The sequence below is a fragment of the Streptomyces milbemycinicus genome (genome assembly GCF_002154605.1).
Lineage (GTDB): Bacteria > Actinomycetota > Actinomycetes > Streptomycetales > Streptomycetaceae > Streptomyces > Streptomyces milbemycinicus.
The window spans coordinates 1-18981 of sequence record NZ_MUNE01000091.1 but is presented as its reverse complement, the minus strand read 5'-3'; the positions used below and the strand labels follow the sequence as shown (position 1 = coordinate 18981).

The window sequence follows — 18981 nt, the reverse complement described above, 5'->3', positions numbered from 1 at the left end:
CGACATGTGCCGGGCGCTCCCTCATTCCTGGTGGCCGGCCGTCGCGAGGGTGCCCTCGATGAGGTCGCGCAGCTGGGAGCGGGCGGTGATGCCCAGCTTGGGGAAGCTGCGGTAGAGGTGCGAGCTGACCGTGCGCGGGGAGAGAAAGAGCCTTTCGCCGATTTCGCGGTTGGTCATTCCGCGGGCGGCGAGCCTGATGATCTGCCGCTGTTGTGGTGAGAGCTCGGCGAGCGCGTCGGGGGCCGTGTCCATGATGTCCAGGCCCGCGGCGCGCGCTTCGGCTCGGGCGCGCTCGATCCAGGGGCGCGCGCCCAGCCGCCGGAAGGTTTCCAGGGCCTCGGTGAGCGGCCCGCGCGCCTCGGCGATGCGCCGCCGGCGCCGCAGCCACTCGGCGAGGTCCAGCAGGGTCTGGGCGCGTTCGAAGGGCCAGTGTGCCGGCGCCGGGTCCGCGAGCGCCGCCCGGAAGTGCGGCTCGGCTTCCTCGGGAGTGGCCAGCAGACCACGGGCTCGGCTGAGCAGCGCCCGCAGCCGGGGCGAGGCGCCGTCCCCGAGGGCGTGTGCACAGCGCTCGACGATCGCGGCGGCCTCCTCCCGACGGCCGCCGCGCACAGCGGCGGCGGCCAGATCCGCGAGGGCCGGATAGGAGGCGTGGTAGTGCACGGGCCCGCCATCCGCGGTGAACACCAGGCGCAGTTGGTCGTACGCGGTCTCGTACGCGCCTTCGGCGGCCGCCGCGGCACCGAGCGCACGACGGGCGTACACACCGACGGAACGGCTCTCCAGCGGGTCGATCAGGGCGAGCGCGTCCTCGGCCCGGGCGCGGGCCGCCTCCGTGTCACCCTGGTAGGCGAGCACGGTGGCGTCCACGGCGGTCGCGCACGCCACGGCGTGGTCGAGACCGGTCGCCGAGCCGACCGCGATGGTGCGGGCGCAGGCCTCCCGGGCCTGATCCCATCGCCCTTGTTCCACATAGGTCCAGGCCGCCGCGCCGCCCAGACCCTCCGGCAGCGGTCCTTGCAGCTTCCAGCGGTCGAATGCCTCGTCGAAGGCTCGGACGGCCTGTGGGGTCTCGTCCACGAGCCACGCCGCGATCCCGAGCGTGGTGATCCGTTCGGGCCGGTGTTCCGCCTCCGCGGCCAACCGCGGGAGGAGCGAGATGAGTTCGGCCCGGTGGCCGAGGGGATCCGACACGGCCCGCACCCAGGTGCGCAGGCCCGCGTGTGACGGGTCCTCGGGAAGGCGGCGCAGGATGTCCAGGATGCGGTGCCGCTGGGTGTCCTCTCCGGCGTAGAAACGGACCACGGCGGCGCCGGCGAGGAGGTCAAGCGCGGTGTCGGGGCACGAGAGCGCCAACTGCTCGGCGGCCTGCGCCAGCCGGGAGAACACCACGGTGTGGCGTACGGTCAGCACCGCCAGCCGTCCGACCTGTACGGTCGCGGCGGCCAGCAGCGACGCGTCGTCGGTACGCGCGCGGGCCGCGGCGGCCAGTTCCTCGACCCAGGTGAGGTCGCCGGTGAACACGGCCGTGGCGGTGGCCTCGACAAGCAGCCGGGCGCCGTCCTCGCGCCTCGGTGCGAGCTCCGCGGCGCGTTGCAGCGCCTTGGCCGCCGTCGCATAGCCGCCGCGGCGGCGGGCCCGGTCGGCGGTCCGCTCCAGCTCCGCCGATACGGCGGCGTCCGGGCGCGGGCAGGCGGCGGCGAGATGCCAGGCGCGCCGATCGGGTTCGTCCCGCAGCATCCCGGCGAGGGCGAGGTGGGCCTCGCGCCGGGCGTCGAACGACGCGGCGTGATACGCGGCGGACCGGATCAGCGGATGGCGGAACCGTACGTCCCGACCGGTCCGCCGGACCAGCCCGGCCCGCTCGGCGGGCAGCCATGCGTCGTCCTCGACGCGCGGCAGCCCGGCCGAGACGGCGATCGCGGAGTCGACGGTGTCCATGGCGGCCAGGAGCAGCAGGGCACGCGCGGTGGCGGCGGGGAGGCCGGCCAGCCGGGTGGCGAAGATCCGCTCCAGATGATCGGTGAGCGGCAGCGGACCCGCGGACGGCGGCTCGGCGGCCGTGTCGAATGCGGTGGCCGCCCTGGTCAGCTCGGCCAGCGCCAGCGGATTGCCGCCGGCCTGGTCGAGGATCCGCGCCCTGGTCCGGCCGGTGGGGCTGTGCGGCTGGAGGTCCAGCAGCCGGTTGGCCGCGGCGTCGTCCAGCGGCCCGAGGGCGAGTGTCGGTACGTGCCCGTCGAACCCGGGGAGGTGTTCTCCGACACGGGCGCCGATCAGCATCGTGACCGGTTCACCCGCCAGCCGTCGGGCGGCGAAGGACAGCGCGTCCACGGAGGCACGGTCGAACCACTGAGCGTCGTCCAGCACCACGAGGACGGGACGCCGGTCGCCCAGACCTGAGAGCAGGCTCAGAACGGCGATCCCGAGCAGCATGAGGTCGGGCGCCGCCGTGGCCGGCCCCGCGCCGAAGGCGTCGTACAGCGCCGCGCGCTGCCGCTCCGGCAGCCCCTCCATCTCGGCCGCTACGGGCCGCAGCAGCTGGTGCAGTGCGGAGAACGCGAGGCTCGACTCCGACTCGCTCCCGTCGGCGCGCAACACGCGGGCGCCGCTCGCCTCGGCCCGGCGCGCCGCGGAGTCCAGCAGTGTGCTCTTCCCCGTGCCCACGTCGCCGACGAGCAGCAGAACCGGGTCGGCCGGTGCCGGGTCCACCGCGCGAAACAGGCGTGCCAGCTCCGCGTCCCGGCCGACGATCGGCTTCCCCGCCTCCGGCTGCGGTCCGGTGACCGCACCGGGGCCGCCTGCGTGCTCGTCCACGGAGTCTCCAGGGAATATGGCTCTTCGATCGGAGCCGCCGTGCCTTGGCCCCACCCAGGCTACAAGCCGCCGGGCCCAGTGTGCGGGCCGTGCGCGCAGGTGCAGTCACGTGACGGATACCGCGCGCGCCGAGGCCGCTCGTAGGAAAGCACGAAGGAAGTCTGGGAAGCCGGTGCCCTCTGGCTGACCCCGCATTTTCTGGATGCCGAGACCAATATCGTGAATTCCGCGCTCCAGACCTGGCTGCCGCGCAGCGAGGGCAGGACCATCCTCGTCGACACCGGCGCCGGAACACCTATTTGGACGGGCGGAACTGGGTCCCCACCTTTCCCAATGCCACCTATCTGATGCCGCTGCTCGGCCGCCAGATCGACGCCGATCTGCGCCTGGACGCGGCTCCCGGACACACCCCCGGCTCCTCCGTGCTGACCCTCACCTCCGGAACGGACCGCGCGGTGTTCGTCGGCGGCGCATCGACGCCGAGTGGACCCGGCTCGACGACCCCCGCGGCCAGGAGCGGCGGGCCTGGAGCTGACCTGTCGTGGGACGTTCAGCCGCTGACGACCGGCTCACCTGTACGTATACTCCCTGGACTTCCCGCCTCCTCGCCCCGGAGTTGACAGCGTGACGAACGTGCACCACCCCTCGCCGGTCGACGGCCCATCGCCTCTCACCGGCTGCCCGGCGCACCCCGGCGCCGTACGGATGCACACCGAGGAGCTTCAGGCCGACCCGGCGGAGCTGTACCGGCGGTTGCGCCGGGACCATGGCGCGGTGGCGCCGATCCTGCTCGACGGCGACATCCCCGCCTGGCTTGTGCTCGGCTACCGGGAGTTGCACCGTGTCACCTCCGATCCCACGCTCTTCGCCCGTGACTCGCGCCGCTGGCACGCATGGGAGTACATCCCGGCCGACTGGCCGCTGATGCCGTTCGTCGGCTACCGGCCGACCATGCTGTTCGCCGAGGGCGCCGAGCACGAGCGGCGGGCCGAGGCGATGTTCGACGCGCTGGCGTCGGTGGACCAGTTCGAGTTGCGCGCCGAGTCCGAGCGCGTGGCCGACGAGCTGATCGACGTCTTCGCGGGCAGTGGCCGCGCCGAGCTGGTGGCCGACTACGCCAGCCAGGTGCCGATCCGGGTGGTGACCCGGCTGTTCGGCCTGGCCCCGGACACGGCGGTCGCCATCCAGCGCGACACGGTGGAGATGGTCACCGCCAACGACGGCAGCGTGGCCGCGTATCAGCGGGTGCACAACCGCATGGTGACGCTGATGGCCGAGGTTCGGCGCAACCCCGGTATGCCGGGCATCCCGGCGCAGATGGCGGCGCACCGGGCGGCCCTCACCGACGAGGAGATCGTCAACGATCTGATCGGCACGGTGTACGCCAGCCATCAGAGCACGACCGACTGGATCGGCAACGCGCTGGGGCTGATGCTGACGGACGAGCGGTTCGCGGTCACCATGGCCGGCGGGCGGCGCAGCATCGGCCAGGCGCTGAACGAGGTGCTGTGGGAGAACACCCCGGTTCCCGCCTTCATCGGCCGCTGGGCCGCCGAGGACACCATCCTTGGCGGACAGCGCATCAAAAAGGGCGACTGCCTGGTCCTGGGTCTCGCGGCGGCCAACGCGGATCCGAGCGTACGGCCGGACTTCCGGGCCGATGCGTCGGGCAACCAGGCCCATATGTCGTTCAGCCACGGCGAGCACAGCTGCCCGGTGCCGGCCCGGGAGCTGGCCGAGGTGATCTCCATGACGGCGATCGAGGTGCTGCTCGACCGGCTGCCGGATGTGGTGCTGGCCGTGTCGCCCGAGGAGCTTGTGTGGCGGTCCTCCATCTGGCTGCGGGGCATCGCGGCCCTCCCGGTGGAGTTCACCCCCGCTCTGGGCTGACCCGCGCTCTGGGCCGCGGGGCTTCGGGGACACCTTCTTCAAAGGTGTCCGTTAAGACCCCGCCGCCCAGGCGTTGTCGGTATTTCGAACGTTATTCGCAATACCGCCAGTTGGTGCTAGCTTCGTCTTGTCATGTACTGGTTCATCGAGGAGGTGTTCGGTGGATAGTCGCAAGATGACGCGCCGTGCGGTGCTGACCGCGACGGCGGGGATGGCAGCGTTGGGCTCCGGGGTGTTGACGGGGGTCGCCGAGGCGGCGACGGGGGCGACGGCACGTTCGGCCGCCGCCCCGCCGTCCAAGACCGTGCGAGTGTTCTGGCTCAAGCCCACGGATGTGGCATTCGACCAGCGGTACCCCGATGGCATCACCAATGTGATGAAGGAGGCGCAGCGCTACTACCGCCAGGAACTCGGCAAGACCTTCACGCTGAACAACCCGGCGGTCGAGGTGGTCAACGGCGACCACAACCGGGCCTGGTACGAGAACACGCGGAACGGCGACGACCCGTACTGGTGGGTGGTCTTCAACATGCAGCAGGAGCTGCTGCGCAAGTTGGCTCTCAACGCCCCGGACTCGCGCTGGCTGTGCGTCGGTGAGATCAGCGCCGAGGCCCAGGGCGTCTCCGGTGGCGGCGGTGGTGGCGGCTGGGTGATCCTCAGCGGTCACGACGCCGACGGTGCCGCCGGTACCAACGGCAATATGAACCGTTGGTACGGCGGCATGGTGCACGAGCTCGGCCACGCCTTCGGGCTGCCCGACTCCACGTCCACCGACGGCACACCGATGTCCGCGTCGTTCTACGACTACCCGAACTGTCACTTCAGCCAGTCCCAGAAGAACGGGATCCTGAACGGCCCGTACGGCAGTTTCCTGTCCTGAGCCACCGTCGACCGGGAGCCGCTCACGCCGGCCGGTGGTCAGCCGGTCGGCGTCTGCTCCCGCTCCACCCGCGGCTGCCGCGGGTGCGCCTCCTCCCGCAGCCCGAGGCGGGAGTGCAACCGCCGAAGCCCCGGCGGCGCCCACCACGTGGCCCCGCCGCCCAGCCGCATCGCGGCGGGGAGCAGCACACCGCGGATGAGCGTCGCGTCCATCAGGACCGCGAGCGGCAGCCCGACACCGTACGCCTTCACCAGGGAGATGTCCGACGCCGTGAACGCGAGGAAGACGATCGAAATGGCCACCGCCGCGGCGGTCACGATCCGGCCCGTGTGCTCCAGAGCGTGGGTCACGGCCTTCGTCGGGGAACCCGTCAGCTCGTACTCCTCCCGCATACGGGACAGCAGAAACACCTGATAGTCCATGGCCAGACCGAAGGCGAGGCCGAAGAGGATCACCGGGATCGTCGCCGCGATATTGCCGGTCACGGTGAAGCCGCCGAACAGCCCCGCCAGGTGGCCGTCCTGGAACACCCACACCAGCGCGCCGAACGTCGCCGTCAGACTGAGCAGGCTGAGCACCACGGCCAGGAAGGGCAACAGAACGCTTCCGGTGACCAGGAACAGCAGCACCAGCATCGCGAGCAGCAGTGTGCCCAGCGCGTACGGCAGCCACTCCGCCAGAGCGGACGCCGCGTCCTTGTTGGTGGCCGCCATTCCGCCCACCAGGACCTCGAACGGCGCCTCGCTGTCCCTGATCTCGCCGACGATCTGCCCGGCCTCCTCGGGGCTGTCCGACGCCGGCATCACCGAGAAGTAGACGGCGCCCTTGGCGGCGAAGCCCCGTGACTGCAGGTCCGGGGGCGTGACGAGGCCGCCTTCCGCGTAGTTTCCGGTGGAGGTGCGCACCGCGGCGACACCGGGCAGCGACGACAACCGCTTCGCGTACCCCTCGACTGCCTTTCCGTCCGATCCGCCCTTGGGCGCGATCACCACCAGCGCGTTCTGCCCGCTGCCGACGAAGTCCTCCTTGACGGCGGTCGCGACCCGGCGCGCGGACGACGACTCCGGCATCACGCGCTCGTCCGGCATGCCGATGTTGATACCGAGGAACGGCGCGCCGAGCAGCAGCAGAAAGAGCGTGGCCGCCGTGGCGATGGGCAGGGGGCGCCGCATCACCAGTGTCGCCAGGCGGTGCCAGAACCCGTTCGTGGCGGCACCGTTGCCGTCCGCGGCCCCGGCGGCCCGCTTCTTACGGCCGATGACCCGGCCGCGCTCGATGCGGTCACCCAGCATGGCGAGCACCGAGGGGAGCACGAGCAGCGCGGCCGCGCCGGACAGCACCGCGGTCAGCGCGCCCGCGTAGCCCATGGACCGTACGGCAAGAAGCGGGAACCACACCATGGAGCTGGAGGCCACCGCCACCGTGAGCGTCGAGAAGAGCACCGTCCGTCCGGCCGATGTCATCGTCGCCCGCAGCGCCTCCTCGGTCTGCTTCCCGGAGGCCAGTTCCTCCCGGTAGCGGTTGACGAAGAGCAGGCTGTAGTCGATCGCGAGCCCCAGACCCAGCAGGGTCACGACGCTCGCGGAGAGGGATCCGACGGCCGTCACCTCCGCCAGGAGCCACATCAGCCCCATGGAGAGCATCATGGCGACGACGGCGACGATCAGCGGAAGGGCGGCGGCCATCAGACTTCCGAAGACGAAGACCAGGACGACGAGGGTGAGCGGGATGGCGATGATCTCGCCGGTCTGGGCGTCCTTCTGGCCCTGCTCCAGAAACTCGGCCTGGAACTTCGTATTGCCGCCGAACGTCACGTCGAGACCGGCTCGTTCGCCCTCGTAGGCATCGGCCAGCTCGGCCACGCGCTTCTGCGCCGTGGAGTCATCGCCGGTCACCGTGCCGGTGATCAGGGCCGCATCGCCGTGTCTGCTCTTCATCCGGGGCGGCTTGCCCGCCGCCCAATACGAGGTGACGTTCTCGACCCCGGGCTCCTTGCTCAGCTCCTGGGTGAGCTCGCCGGCCGCGGTCCGGGCGGCGGGATCGTCCACACTGCCGTCGACGGTGACGAGCACGGTGAGGTTGGGCTGGCCTTGGCCGAACGTGCCGGAGAGCATCTTGACGGCGCGTCCGGACTCCGAGTGCGGGTCGTCGAACCCGCCGGCGGCCAATTTGCTGAAGAGGGTCGTACTCGCGATTCCTCCGGCCACGGCGAGTACGAGACTCACCACGAGAACCGCCACTCGGCGCCGGATGACCAGTCTGGCCAGCCTGTCAAGCATTTTCCTGTCCCTTTCGAAGCGCGGCATCTGATGCATCACCGACTTCTGGACGGATCGGGGTGCCTCGGATGTGACATCGCGGATGGGGCCCTGGGGACCTTCGGCCGTACCTCAAGAGCCCGCCCGGCGGGGGCTGCCGGGGTAGAGTGCCGTGCCCCTGAGGGTGGTTTGACCGGCCCCGGGGAAGGGGCCGAGCGGCAGATCGGCCTCGACGACCACCGCCAGGCCGCACTTTCTCGCATTTTCAGCCGTAACTGACGCTGCTTAAAGTTGACCCGGAAATCCATGTATGGCAGAACTATGTCAGTTTGAAGTGACGGGGACTGAAAACGGACTATGGGCCACCGTTCATCGGAGGGACGAAGTGGCGTACGTCACAGTGGCTGCTTTCTCCGGTGCAGGCTAAGCTTCCTTCGTTCGGGCATCCCTTTCCATGCGAGTCCGCCGACTGTCGACGAGAAGAAATTCAAGGAACAGTGCGATTCCTGTTTTCCTTCCCCGTGCCAGGACCGCCATGCGTGCTGCCTGGCCATCGACGAACTGGATTTCCCCATGCCAACAGGGATCATCAGCATCGGATCTCATGTACCCGATCACGTGGTCGGAAACGACCAGATAGCCGAATGGGCCGGCGTATCGGAGGAATGGATCCACGAACGCACGGGAATTCGCGAGAGACGTTATGCGAGCGCCGGAACCGCGACCTCGGATCTCGCGGTGCACGCGGTGCGGCAGATCTTCTCCGAACGCGATGGCGCGGCAGAGCTGATCGACGCTCTGATACTGGCCACCTGTACGCCCGATGTGCCCCAGCCGGCGACGGCGGCCATCGTGCAGCACAAGCTCGGGCTGCGCGCCATGCCGGCCTTCGACGTCAACGCGGTATGCAGCGGCTTTCTGTACGGCATGGCCGTCGCCGACGGTCTGCGGTCGGCGTCGCCGGATACCGAACATGTGCTGGTGGTGGGCGCCGATATGTTCTCCACCATCATGGACCGCAGCGACCGGAGCACCGTGAGCCTCTTCGGGGACGGCGCCGGAGCCGTGCTGCTGGGCCCCGTGCCGGAGGGGTACGGGCTGCTGGCCATGCGGACCCTCAGCGATGGCGCGCTCCACCATCTCGTCGGGGTACCGGCCGGCGGCACGGCTCTGCCGCTCGATCGGGCCGCGCTCCAATCCGGGCAGAATTTCCTGAAGATGGACGGGCGTGCGATCCGACAGTATGTGCAGACGACTCTGCCCAAGATCGTGGACCAGGTCCTGGACGACGCCGGTCTGGGCCTGGGGGGAATTGACCGATTCATCTTCCATCAGGCGAACCCCCGCCTGTTGGAGTCCTTCGCCGATATGACGGGAATCGACCGTAAGCGCATGCCGCTCACCGCTCCCCAGCTGGGGAACACCGCGGGCGCCTCCATTCCCGTCACTCTGTGTGCGGCGGACCGGGACCGGCCCCTGGAGCGAGGCGAAAACCTCCTGCTGGCGTCCATCGGCGGCGGTATGAACGCCGCCGCGGCACTGCTGCGCTGGTACTAGTCCGCCCTCGCCGCGGGTCCTTCACGTTCATTCGTCCGCGGTCCTTCTCATTCCTTCGTTCGACCGGTAGCCGGCCCCCAACATCTCACCCGGAGATCGTGACAATGAATTCGTCCGAGCCGCCTTTTCCTTTGACGCGATATCAACTCGACATCTGGGTCTCCGCCGCACAGTCCGAGGAATCACCGCAGTACAACGTCTCATGTCATGAAAAGCTCACCGGGGATGTGAATCTCGGTGTCCTCCGCCAGTGTGCCGAGAAAGTCCTGCGGCGCCATGACGCTCTGCGCCTGCGATTCGACGACCGGGACGGGACCCCCCGTCAGTGGGTCGAACCCCAGCCGCCCGCTGTGGAGACGACCGATCTGTCACGGGAAAGCGATCCGGCGGCGGCCTGCCGCCGCCGGGTGCGCGCATTCCAGCAGCGTCCGATGGAGCTGCGCGATCAGCCGATGGTCCGGGTGGCGATCCTGGTGGAGGGCCCCAGCGTGACGCACCTCCAACTGGTTGCGCACCACCTGGTGCTGGACGGCTGGTCGCTCACCCAGGTGAGCGCCCGGATTCTCGGCGATTACGCGTCGGTGGTGGCGGGCGGAGCCGCCGCGGAGGGCGGCGCGCCGCCGTACCGCTCGTTCGCCGCGAAGGATGCCGCCTACCAGGGATCCGAGGAGAACACCGCGGACCTGGAGGCCCATCGCTCCGCCCTCGCCGGCGCGGTCCCCGCGCTGTTCCCCAGGAGGCCGGCGAGCGCCCCCCGCGCAGGCGCGCGCCACTCCTTCACGCTGGACCGTTCATGGGCGGAACGCGTCCGGAAGGCCCAGCTGCCGCTGTTTCCCTATATCGCCACCATGCTGGGCGCGTATCTGACGCGGGTGCATCGCACCGAGGAGGTGATCCTGGGCGTTCCGGTCCTGAACCGGCCCGATGAATTCATGGACACCGTCGGACATTTCGCGAACACGCTGCCCCTGCTCCTGCCCGCCCACGACGGGAAGCCGCTGCGGGACATCGTCAACCGGACGCGGAGCGCCACCCGCGTGCTGCGCCGACACGAGCGGGTCGCCCTGGGGGACGTCGTACGCTCGTTACCCGAACTCCACGGCGGTAACCGGCAGTTGTTCGACGTGACGTTGTCCTACCTCCGGGCCGGACGCCCGGACCCCGCCCCGGGCATCGGCCTCGAGACGAGCATGGAATCGCCCTGCCATGAGCAGGATGCCCTCTCGGTGGTGGTGCTCGACTTCGACAACGCGCAGGAGATCCGCTTCGACCTGGACTACGCCACGGACGTCTTCGACGACGACTTCCCCATCGAGGCGATGGCCGGGCACCTGAAGTATCTGCTGGAAGAGGGCGTGGACCTGGCGGACGGGCCGGTGTCCGCGGTGCCGATGCTCCCGGCCACGGAGCGGGAGGAGCTGATCCGGCGCGGCCGGGGAGACCGCGTCGCGTATCGGCGGGACGCCACCCTCTGCGGGCTCTTCGAGCGCCAGGTCGCCCGCGGTCCGGAGCGGATCGCCGTGGTGGGCCCCGGCCCGGACGACGCCCTGACCTACGCCGAACTCGACGCGCGGGCCAACCAGGTCGCCCGGGCGCTGCGAGCGGACGGCGTGGGCCCGGGCGACCGGGTCGCCGTCTCGCTGGAGCGCGGCCCCGACCTGCTCATCGCGCTGATGGGGGTGGGCAAGGCGGGCGGCGCCTATGTCCCGGTGGACCCGGGATATCCGCGCGAGCGCATCCGCTTCCTGCTCGACGACAGCCGTCCGGCCGCCGTGCTGGTGTCGGACGAGCGCATGCCGCAGACCTCGGTGGCGGCGGGTGTGCCCGTGCACCGCGTCCCGGACCTGCTGCACGGCGACGACTCCCCGCTGGAGCCACTGGCCGACGGTTCGGACCTCGCGTACGTGATCTACACCTCCGGCTCCACCGGCAAGCCCAAGGGCGTCCAGGTCCGGCACCACTCCGTGGTCAACCGGCTGGCCTGGATGCAGCGCGCGTACCCGATCGGCGAGGGCGACGTACTGCTGCAGAAAACACCCGTGTCCTTCGACGTCTCCGTATGGGAGCTGTTCTGGTGGGCCATTGAGGGAGCGAGCGTGGCCCTGTTGCCGCCGGGTGGTGAGAAGGACCCCCGGGTGATCGGCCGGACCATCCGCGACCGGTGCGTCACCGTCGCGCACTTCGTACCGTCCATGCTCGGCGCCTTCCTCGACACCGCGGAGCAGACCCCGGACCTGCGTGCCCGGACAAAGACGCTGCGGCGGGTCTTCTGCAGCGGAGAGGCCCTGCCGGCCGCCCGCGTCGACCGGTTCAACCGGCTCTTCCACGACGGGGAGCGTGCCACGCCGGATCTGGTGAATCTGTACGGACCGACCGAGGCGACCGTCGATGTGACCTTCCACGACTGCCCCGGGGACCCCGGCCGCCCCGTCGGCCGCGTGCCCATCGGACGGCCGATCGACAACACCTGTCTGTACGTGGTCGGGCAGGACGGACAGCCCCAGCCCGCTGGTGTCCCGGGCGAGCTGTGGATCGGCGGCGCCGGGGTGGCCGCGGGATATCTGAACCGGCCCGCCCTGACAGCGGAGCGGTTCATCGTCGACCCGTTCACCGGCGAAGGCAGTCTGTATCGCACCGGTGACCTGGTGCGATGGCTCGCCGACGGGTCTCTCGAATACCTCGGCCGCCTCGACGACCAGGTGAAAATCCGCGGGAACCGAGTGGAGCCGGGCGAGGTCGGCAGGGCCCTGATCGCCGTGCCCGGCATCCGGGACGCGCTGGTCGTGGACCGTACCGATAACGAACGGGGCGTCCATCTGGTCGGCTACTACGTCGCCGACGACGAGATCGACGCCGCCGACGTACGCCGCCGACTTGCCGACGATCTACCGGAGTTCATGATCCCGGCACTGCTGATGCGGCTCGACCGCATTCCGCTGACCCCCAACGGCAAGGCGGACCGCCGGGCGCTGCCGGAACCGGTGGCCCGCGGCGGCGCACCGGCCTCACGCCCGCTCACCCCCGCGGAACAGATCCTGGCGGATGTATGGTCCGAGGTCCTGCGGTGCGGTCCGGTGGGCGCCGAGGACGACTACTACGCGCTCGGCGGCGACTCGCTGCAGATGCTGCGGGTCCGCGCCCTGGCCGAGCAGCGTGGTCTGCGCTTCCCCCTGGCCGATCTCGTACGGCACTCCACCGTCGCCCGCCTGGCCGCGCGGGCCGTCCTCGACGCATCCCCCTCCGACCCCTTGGCGGAACCGTGCCCCTTCGACACGGTCTCCGGTATTGACCGCGCCCGGCTGGGCTCGGTCTCGGACGCCTATCCGCTCACCCGGATGCAACTCGGCCTGATCTACCACAGCCGTCAGCGGAGCGGATCGTCCCTGTACAAGGACGTGTTCCGCTACACGCTGCGCTGCGACTGGGACGAGGGACACTTCCGCGCGGCCTTCGACGGACTCGTACGGCGCCATCCTGCGCTGCGCACCAGCTTCGGCCTGGCCGGGTTCACCGAACCGCTGCAGCTGGTGCACCCAGCCACGGACGACGGCTTCGACGGCCTCGATGTCGTCGATCTGCGGTCCCGTGATGTCGACGACGCCGAAACGGAGGTGGCGCGGCATATCGAAGAGCGCCGCCACCACGAGTACTCCATTGACACCGCCACTGACACCGCCCGCCTGTACTCGCTGCGCGTCCACGTCCGCCGCACCGCGATCGACCTGGTCCTGAGCTTCCACCACGCCCTGTTCGACGGTGCGAGCGTCGCCAACCTCATCGGCGAACTGCTGCGTGACTACGGGCATGCCCTGGGCCTGCATCCGACCCCGGCGCCCGCGGTCCGCCTGCCCTCGCCCGCCGCACACCTGCTGGCCGAGCGCCGGGCCCTCGCGTCGGAGGAAGACCGCCGGTACTGGCGCAAGGAGCTCGACGGAGGCGAACCCACCGCGCTCGGCTCGTACCGACCCCACCAGCCGCCGCCGGCCGCAGGCGGGCGCGGATCGCACCGCTTCGACCTGCCGGCCCGGCTCGGCGACGACGTACGGGCCTTCGCCCGCGCTCAGGCGCTGCCGCTGAAGTCGGTACTGTTCGCCGCCCACTGCATGACCCTGCGGCTGCTGTCCGGGCGCGACGACATCTTGACCGGTCTCATCGCACACGGCCGCCCGGAACACCCGCACGCCGAGCGCATGGTCGGACTGTTCCTCAACACGCTGCCCATGAGGGTGAACACGGCGCAGAACAGCTGGCTGGAGGCGGTGCGGGAGGCGTTCGGGCGCGAGCAGAGCGCGTATCCCCACCGCCACTACCCGATCAGCGCCATCCAGGAGGAGCACGGCGGCGGCCCGCTGTTCGAGACGGTGTTCAACTACGTACGGTTCCAGCAGCTCACGGACGCGCTCCGGGAGCCGGGACTGGAGCTGACGGAGCTGCGCACCGTCGAGGAGACCAACTTCACGCTGCTCGTCAACGCTGTGACGGACCCCGTCGACCAGAGCATCTGGCTGCGTATCGACAACGACGGCCAGACGGTCACCCGGGACCAGGCCGGTGTCTTCGCCGACTACTACACCCGCGTCCTGGACCGTATGGTCCACCACCCCCTGGAGCAGCCCGGCTGGGACTTCCTCACCGCTGTGTCACAGCCGCTGTCCGCCGGCACGGGCACGGGCACACCACCGAGCGTGGTGGACGGGTTCGCGGAACAGGCCGTACGCACCCCGGACGCCCTTGCCCTGGCGACCCAGGACGAAGAGTGGACCTACGCGAGGCTCGACCGGGCGACCGAGGCCGTGGCCCGCAACCTGCTCGCCCTGGGGGTGCGTACCGGCGATGTCGTCGGTGTCGTGGCCGACCGGTCGCCCGAGGTGATCGCGGTCATCCTGGGCATCATGCGGGCCGGAGCGGCGGTCATGCCGTTGGACACCGGATACCCCGCCACCCGGCTCTCCTACATGATCGAAGCGGCGGATCCCCGCCGTATCGTCGCCGCAGGCCGGCACGACTCCCTCCTCGGCCGTGCCTCGCGGATCGTACGGTTCGAGGAGATCGGCGAACCGCCTACCGGGGACACCACCGGGGACACCACCGGGGACACATCCGCCCCGCCGCTCCCCGCGATCGCCCTGGACGGCACCGCCTGTGTCCTGTTCACCTCGGGCTCCACCGGGCGGCCCAAGGGGGTCGACATCCCCCACCGCACACTGGCCACCCTCGTCTCCTGGCAGAACCGCGCCCCAAGCGCCGCGAAGGGCATCACCCTGCAGTACGCGCCGCTGAGCTTCGACGTCTCCCTCCAGGAGATCTTCTCCACCCTGTGCGCGGGCGGCACCCTCCGGCTGGTGCCGGAGGAGATCCGCAGGGACATGCCGGCCCTGGTGCGTCTGTTGCACCGGGAACGGGTCGAGCGCGTCTTCGTTCCCTCCATCGCCCTCCAGCAACTGGCGCTGGCCTCCGAGGCGCTGGGCCTCACCCCGGCCGCGCTGCGCGTCATCGTCTCCAGCGGCGAACAGCTGAGGATCACCGACGAGGTCCGCCGGCTGTGCTCGGCCCTGCCCGGGATCGTGCTGGAGAACCAGTACGGCCCCACCGAGACCCATGTGGTCACCCGCCACACCCTGACCGGACGGCCGGCCGACTTCCCTGACCTTCCCCCGGTGGGAACCGCCGTCGACGGCGCCCAGGTGGTCGTGGCGGACCCGCGGCTGCGCCCCGTGCCGCCGGGGGTGACGGGCGAGCTGTATCTCGGCGGCGCCACCGTCGCACGGGGATACCTGGGCCGCGACGATCTGACCAAGGAACGCTTTGTCACGCTGCCCGGCAGGTCCGGCCGCTTCTACCGCTCCGGCGACCTCGGTTTCGCCCTGCCGAGCGGCGACCTCGTATGCACCGGCCGCGCGGACACCCAGGTCAAGGTCCGCGGATTCCGGGTCGAGACGGCCGAGGTGGAGCTGGCGATCCGCGACCTCGTCCCCCGCCACCCCGGTATCGCGGAGGCCGCCGTCGTCGCGCACACCCGCCCCGGCACGGACACGGTCCTGGTGGCGTTCCTCACCGGCGATCCGTCCACGGTGGACACCGGTGCGCTCCGCAGCCGGTTACGCGAAACGCTCCCCGACTACATGGTCCCGTCCTACGTCCAGTGGCTCCCCGCCCTGCCGTCCACCCCCAGCGGGAAACGGGACGACGCCGCCCTGCGGGCCATCCCCCTCGAGGCGCCGGCCGACCACGACACCACTCCGCCGCGCACCCCGCTCGAGAAGGCCCTCGCCGAAATCCTCGCGGACCTGCTGCATCTGCCCGAAGTCGGCATCCACGACTCCATGTTCGACCTGGGCGGCACCTCACTGACCGCGATGCGGCTGATCGCCACCCTGGAACAGCGCTTCGGCACCGTCATCCCTCTGTCGGAGTTCATCGCCGCGCCGACCGTGGCCGCCATGGCCGACCGGCTGGGATCCGGCGCGGCGGCGGCGGCCCGCTTCGACCCGATCGTGCCGCTCAACCCGTCGGGCAACCGGACCCCGCTCTTCATGGTCCACCCCATGGGCGGCAATGTGCTCTGCTTCCTGCCCTTCGCCAAACACCTCGACCCCGACCAGCCGCTGTACGCACTCCAGGCCGCCGGCGCCGACCCCGGCACCGAACCGCTGGACACCATTGTGGACATGGCCCGCAGCTACGTCGCCGCGCTCAAACGCATCCAGCCCGAAGGCCCGTACAAGATCAGCGGCTACTCCTTCGGCGGGTTCGTCGCCTTCGAAATGGCCCTGCAACTCCGGGCGCAGGGCGAGCGGGCCGATGTGCTGATCCTGGACACGGTCACCCTCAACCCCCGACTGCGCGAGCTGTACACCGACGACGCGCTGCTCGGCTGGTTCTTCTGGGAACTGCTCTGGCCCGTACGCGGCGGCGCCTCGCCCCTGGAGGAGATACCCGAGCACACCACCTCGCTGGACGAGAAGTTCGCACATATCGCACGGTGCGCCGTCGACCTCGGTGTGCTGCCCGCCGACAGCTCGGGCACCGTCATCCGGCGCCTGTTCCGCCTCTACCGGGCCAACTGGCTGGCCACGCTGGACTACCGGCCGGGCACCAACGACCAGGACGTCATCCTGCTACGGGCCGACGAACCGCTCCCCGCGATCCTCGAAGCCATGCACGGCGCCGCGGGCAGCCTGCACTACGAACCCACCAACGGCTGGCGGCGGGTGACCACCGGCCGCATCCAGGTCATCGGCATACCCGGCGATCACCTCTCCATCATGGAGGAGCCCGGCGTCGCCCACGTGGCCAAGACCATGGCCGACATCCTGCACCCCTCAACCCATCTCCGAAGGGAAAACCGAGTTCTATGACATCCCACCGGCCCAAAGCAGTGGTCATCGGGGCAGGGATCGGCGGTCTCACGCTGGCCGCCGCGCTGCGCCAGGTCGACTTCGACGTCGAGGTGTACGAGCGCGCCACCGAACTGAAAGCCGCCGGCTCCGGCCTCGGTGTGCTGAGCAACGGCGGCGCCGCCCTGGAAGCCCTCGGCCTCGACATCGGCCTCGAAAAGCGCGGGCAGATACTCCAGCGCTTCGGCATCAACGACGCCGAGGGCAACCACATCACCTGGTTCCCCATCCCGGAGCTGAGCGACGAACTCGGGCTGCCACCCACCGTGGTCATCAGCCGCAGCGCCTTGCAGCAGGGCCTCCTGGAAGCGGTGGGAGACACCCCCATCACCCTCGGCGCCGCCGCCGTCGGCTACGAGACCCGGCCGGACGGGGCGACCGTGCGCTTCGCCGACGGCAGCGAGGCCCACGGCGACATCGTCATCGGGGCCGACGGGATCAACTCCGCCATCCGCCGCCAGATCACCGGTCCGGAACCGGTGCGGGAGGCCGGATATGTGTGCTGGCTCGCCATCGTCCCGTTCAGCCACCCGAACTTCGAGACCGGCTCGGTCCTCCACTACTGGGGAAGCGGGCAGCGCTTCGGCCTGCTGGACGTGGGACACGGACAGACCTACTGGTTCGGCACCAAGAACATGTCCGTCGAACGGGCCGCGGACTGGCAGGGCACGAAGGAGGAGATCGTCCAGGCGTACGCCGGCTGGGCGGACGAGGTCCAGGCGGCCATCCGCGTGACGCCGGAAAAGGACATCATCGCCATCCCGGCCCGTGACCGCGACTTCCTGGAGCAATGGGGCGACGGCCGCGTCACCCTCCTGGGAGACGCCGCGCACCCCATGCTCACCAGCCTCGCCCAGGGGGCCGGGATGGCCATCGAGGACGCCGTCGTCCTGGCCGGGACACTGGCCCGCGCCGGCGATCTGACCGCCGGACTGCGCGCTTACGAGGACCAGCGCCGCGAGCGCAACCGGGCCATGGTCCTCGGCTCCCGGGCGCTGAGCGAACAGGAGCAGCTGGAGGACCCGGGGCAGCGGCACGAACGGGACGAGCAACTGCGCGCGACGACCTACGCCGCCTTCGCGGAGCAGCAGCGGGACGTCCTCACGTTCCCCGGGATCCACGTCTGACACCGCGACTGCCGTGACGGGGCCACCGCGCACAGCGCTGTGGCCCCGTGGTCCTCGGCCGATACGGTGACCGGCATGGACTTCTCTCTGCAACAGCTCCGTGGTTTCGTCGCCGTGGCAGAGGAGCAGCACTTCGGCCGTGCCGCGGCACGGCTCAACATGACCCAGCCGCCGCTGACCCGCCAGATCCAGGCGCTGGAGCGGAGCCTGGGCGTCGTGCTGTTCGAGCGTACCGGCCGGGGGACGCGGATCACCGCGGCGGGCCAGGCCCTCCTCGACCACTGCCGCCGGGTCCTGGCCCTGCTCGACGCCGCACCGGTCGCCGCCCGCCACGCCGCCGAGGGCCGTACGGGGACCCTGCGGCTGGCGTTCACCGCGATCGGGGCGTACGCGATACTCGCCGACGTCCTCGACCTGGTGAACCGCCACCTCCCCGACGTCTCCGTGGAACTGACGGAACTCGTCAGCCCGGACCAGTTCGCGGCGCTGGCCGACCTGGAGATCGACATGGGCCTCGTCCGGCCGCCGATCCCCGACCGGTACCAGTCGGTCCTGGTGCACTCCGAGGACCTGGTGCTCGCCGTCCCCGCCGACCATGCGCTGGCCCGCGCCGAGGACCCCGNNACTGGCCGCCGTCCTCACCCGCGAGCCACGGCTCGGGGTGTCCTGAACTCACAGACCGTCGCGCACCATGGCGACGACGATCTGGACATGGCGGTCGGCGGCCGTGTTCGAGAATTCGTTCTCGTAGTTCAGACCGTAGGGCCAGAAGTGTCCGCCACCGGTGGACAGCGTGGCGCCCGCACCGTCGAACCGCTTGACGAGCGCCGTGGCCTGCGTACCGTGCCAGGTGCCACCGCTGGAGAGCGAGGACCAGCCCGAGCTGGTGCCCACGCCGATGGTGTGGGCGATCTCGTGCAGGGCGGTCCGCTCGGTCATATAGGCGCGGTTGCCGAAGCGGATGGTCCCGTTGATGTTTCCGTCGGCGGTGGGCACACCGGGGTCGTAGCGCACGGTGATGTTCTTGCCCAGGTCGCTGAGGTTGTTGTACCGGGCCACCG

General features: G+C 70.4%; 7 protein-coding genes and 3 pseudogenes. 7 read left to right on the top strand and 3 right to left on the bottom strand.

Annotation, left to right across the window (positions count from 1 at the left end; all coding sequences use genetic code 11):
* Window positions 1–21 precede the first annotated feature (21 nt).
* Entirely contained in the window at window positions 22–2811 is a 2790-nt protein-coding gene (locus CCN51_RS08105; protein ID WP_014173427.1) for an AAA family ATPase, read from the bottom strand.
* Window positions 2812–2955: 144 nt separating this feature from the next.
* Here CCN51_RS08105 and CCN51_RS57045 point away from each other — a divergent pair.
* The 3 genes and pseudogenes from CCN51_RS57045 to CCN51_RS08090 all read left to right on the top strand — a co-directional run.
* Window positions 2956–3278: pseudogene (locus CCN51_RS57045) on the top strand (MBL fold metallo-hydrolase); the annotation flags it as partial.
* A gap of 157 nt (window positions 3279–3435) precedes the next feature.
* Window positions 3436–4701: a cytochrome P450 gene (locus tag CCN51_RS08095; protein ID WP_014173426.1), complete on the top strand. Its 1266-nt coding sequence runs from the start codon at window positions 3436–3438 to the stop codon at window positions 4699–4701.
* Between the two features lie 160 nt (window positions 4702–4861).
* Complete coding sequence (locus tag CCN51_RS08090; RefSeq protein WP_238545270.1) at window positions 4862–5581, top strand: hypothetical protein; 720 nt, start codon at window positions 4862–4864, stop codon at window positions 5579–5581.
* Window positions 5582–5619: 38 nt separating this feature from the next.
* Here CCN51_RS08090 and CCN51_RS08085 read toward each other — a convergent pair whose 3' ends face one another.
* Window positions 5620–7860 (bottom strand): MMPL family transporter, encoded by a 2241-nt coding sequence (locus CCN51_RS08085; RefSeq protein ID WP_106436296.1) that lies wholly within the window; start codon window positions 7858–7860, stop codon window positions 5620–5622.
* 336 nt (window positions 7861–8196) lie between these two features.
* On the opposite strand from CCN51_RS08085, the gene CCN51_RS08080 reads away from it, so the two are divergent.
* From CCN51_RS08080 to CCN51_RS08065, 4 genes and pseudogenes are all read left to right on the top strand, one after another.
* Window positions 8197–9396, top strand: a complete 1200-nt coding sequence (locus CCN51_RS08080) for a 3-oxoacyl-ACP synthase III family protein (protein WP_245881589.1) — start codon at window positions 8197–8199, stop codon at window positions 9394–9396.
* A 131-nt stretch (window positions 9397–9527) separates the two neighbouring features.
* Entirely contained in the window at window positions 9528–16754 is a 7227-nt protein-coding gene (locus tag CCN51_RS08075) for an amino acid adenylation domain-containing protein (protein ID WP_014173422.1), read from the top strand.
* On the top strand, window positions 16751–17920 hold the full coding sequence (locus CCN51_RS08070) for an FAD-dependent monooxygenase (RefSeq protein ID WP_078610298.1): 1170 nt from the start codon (window positions 16751–16753) through the stop codon (window positions 17918–17920). Before CCN51_RS08075 ends, CCN51_RS08070 begins: the two co-directional genes overlap by 4 nt.
* 75 nt (window positions 17921–17995) lie before the next feature.
* A pseudogene (locus CCN51_RS08065) lies at window positions 17996–18481 on the top strand (LysR family transcriptional regulator); the annotation flags it as partial.
* Window positions 18482–18592: 111 nt separating this feature from the next.
* On the opposite strand, the pseudogene CCN51_RS57040 reads toward CCN51_RS08065, so the two are convergent.
* Window positions 18593–18981: pseudogene (locus tag CCN51_RS57040) on the bottom strand (hypothetical protein); the annotation flags it as partial.

Coding starts and splice junctions, on each gene's coding strand:
- CCN51_RS08085 (WP_106436296.1), bottom strand. CDS start 7,860: ATGCTTGACAGGCTGGCCAGACTGGTCATCCGGCGCCGAGTGGCGGTT.
- CCN51_RS08080 (WP_245881589.1), top strand. CDS start 8,197: ATGGGCCACCGTTCATCGGAGGGACGAAGTGGCGTACGTCACAGTGGC.
- CCN51_RS08070 (WP_078610298.1), top strand. CDS start 16,751: ATGACATCCCACCGGCCCAAAGCAGTGGTCATCGGGGCAGGGATCGGC.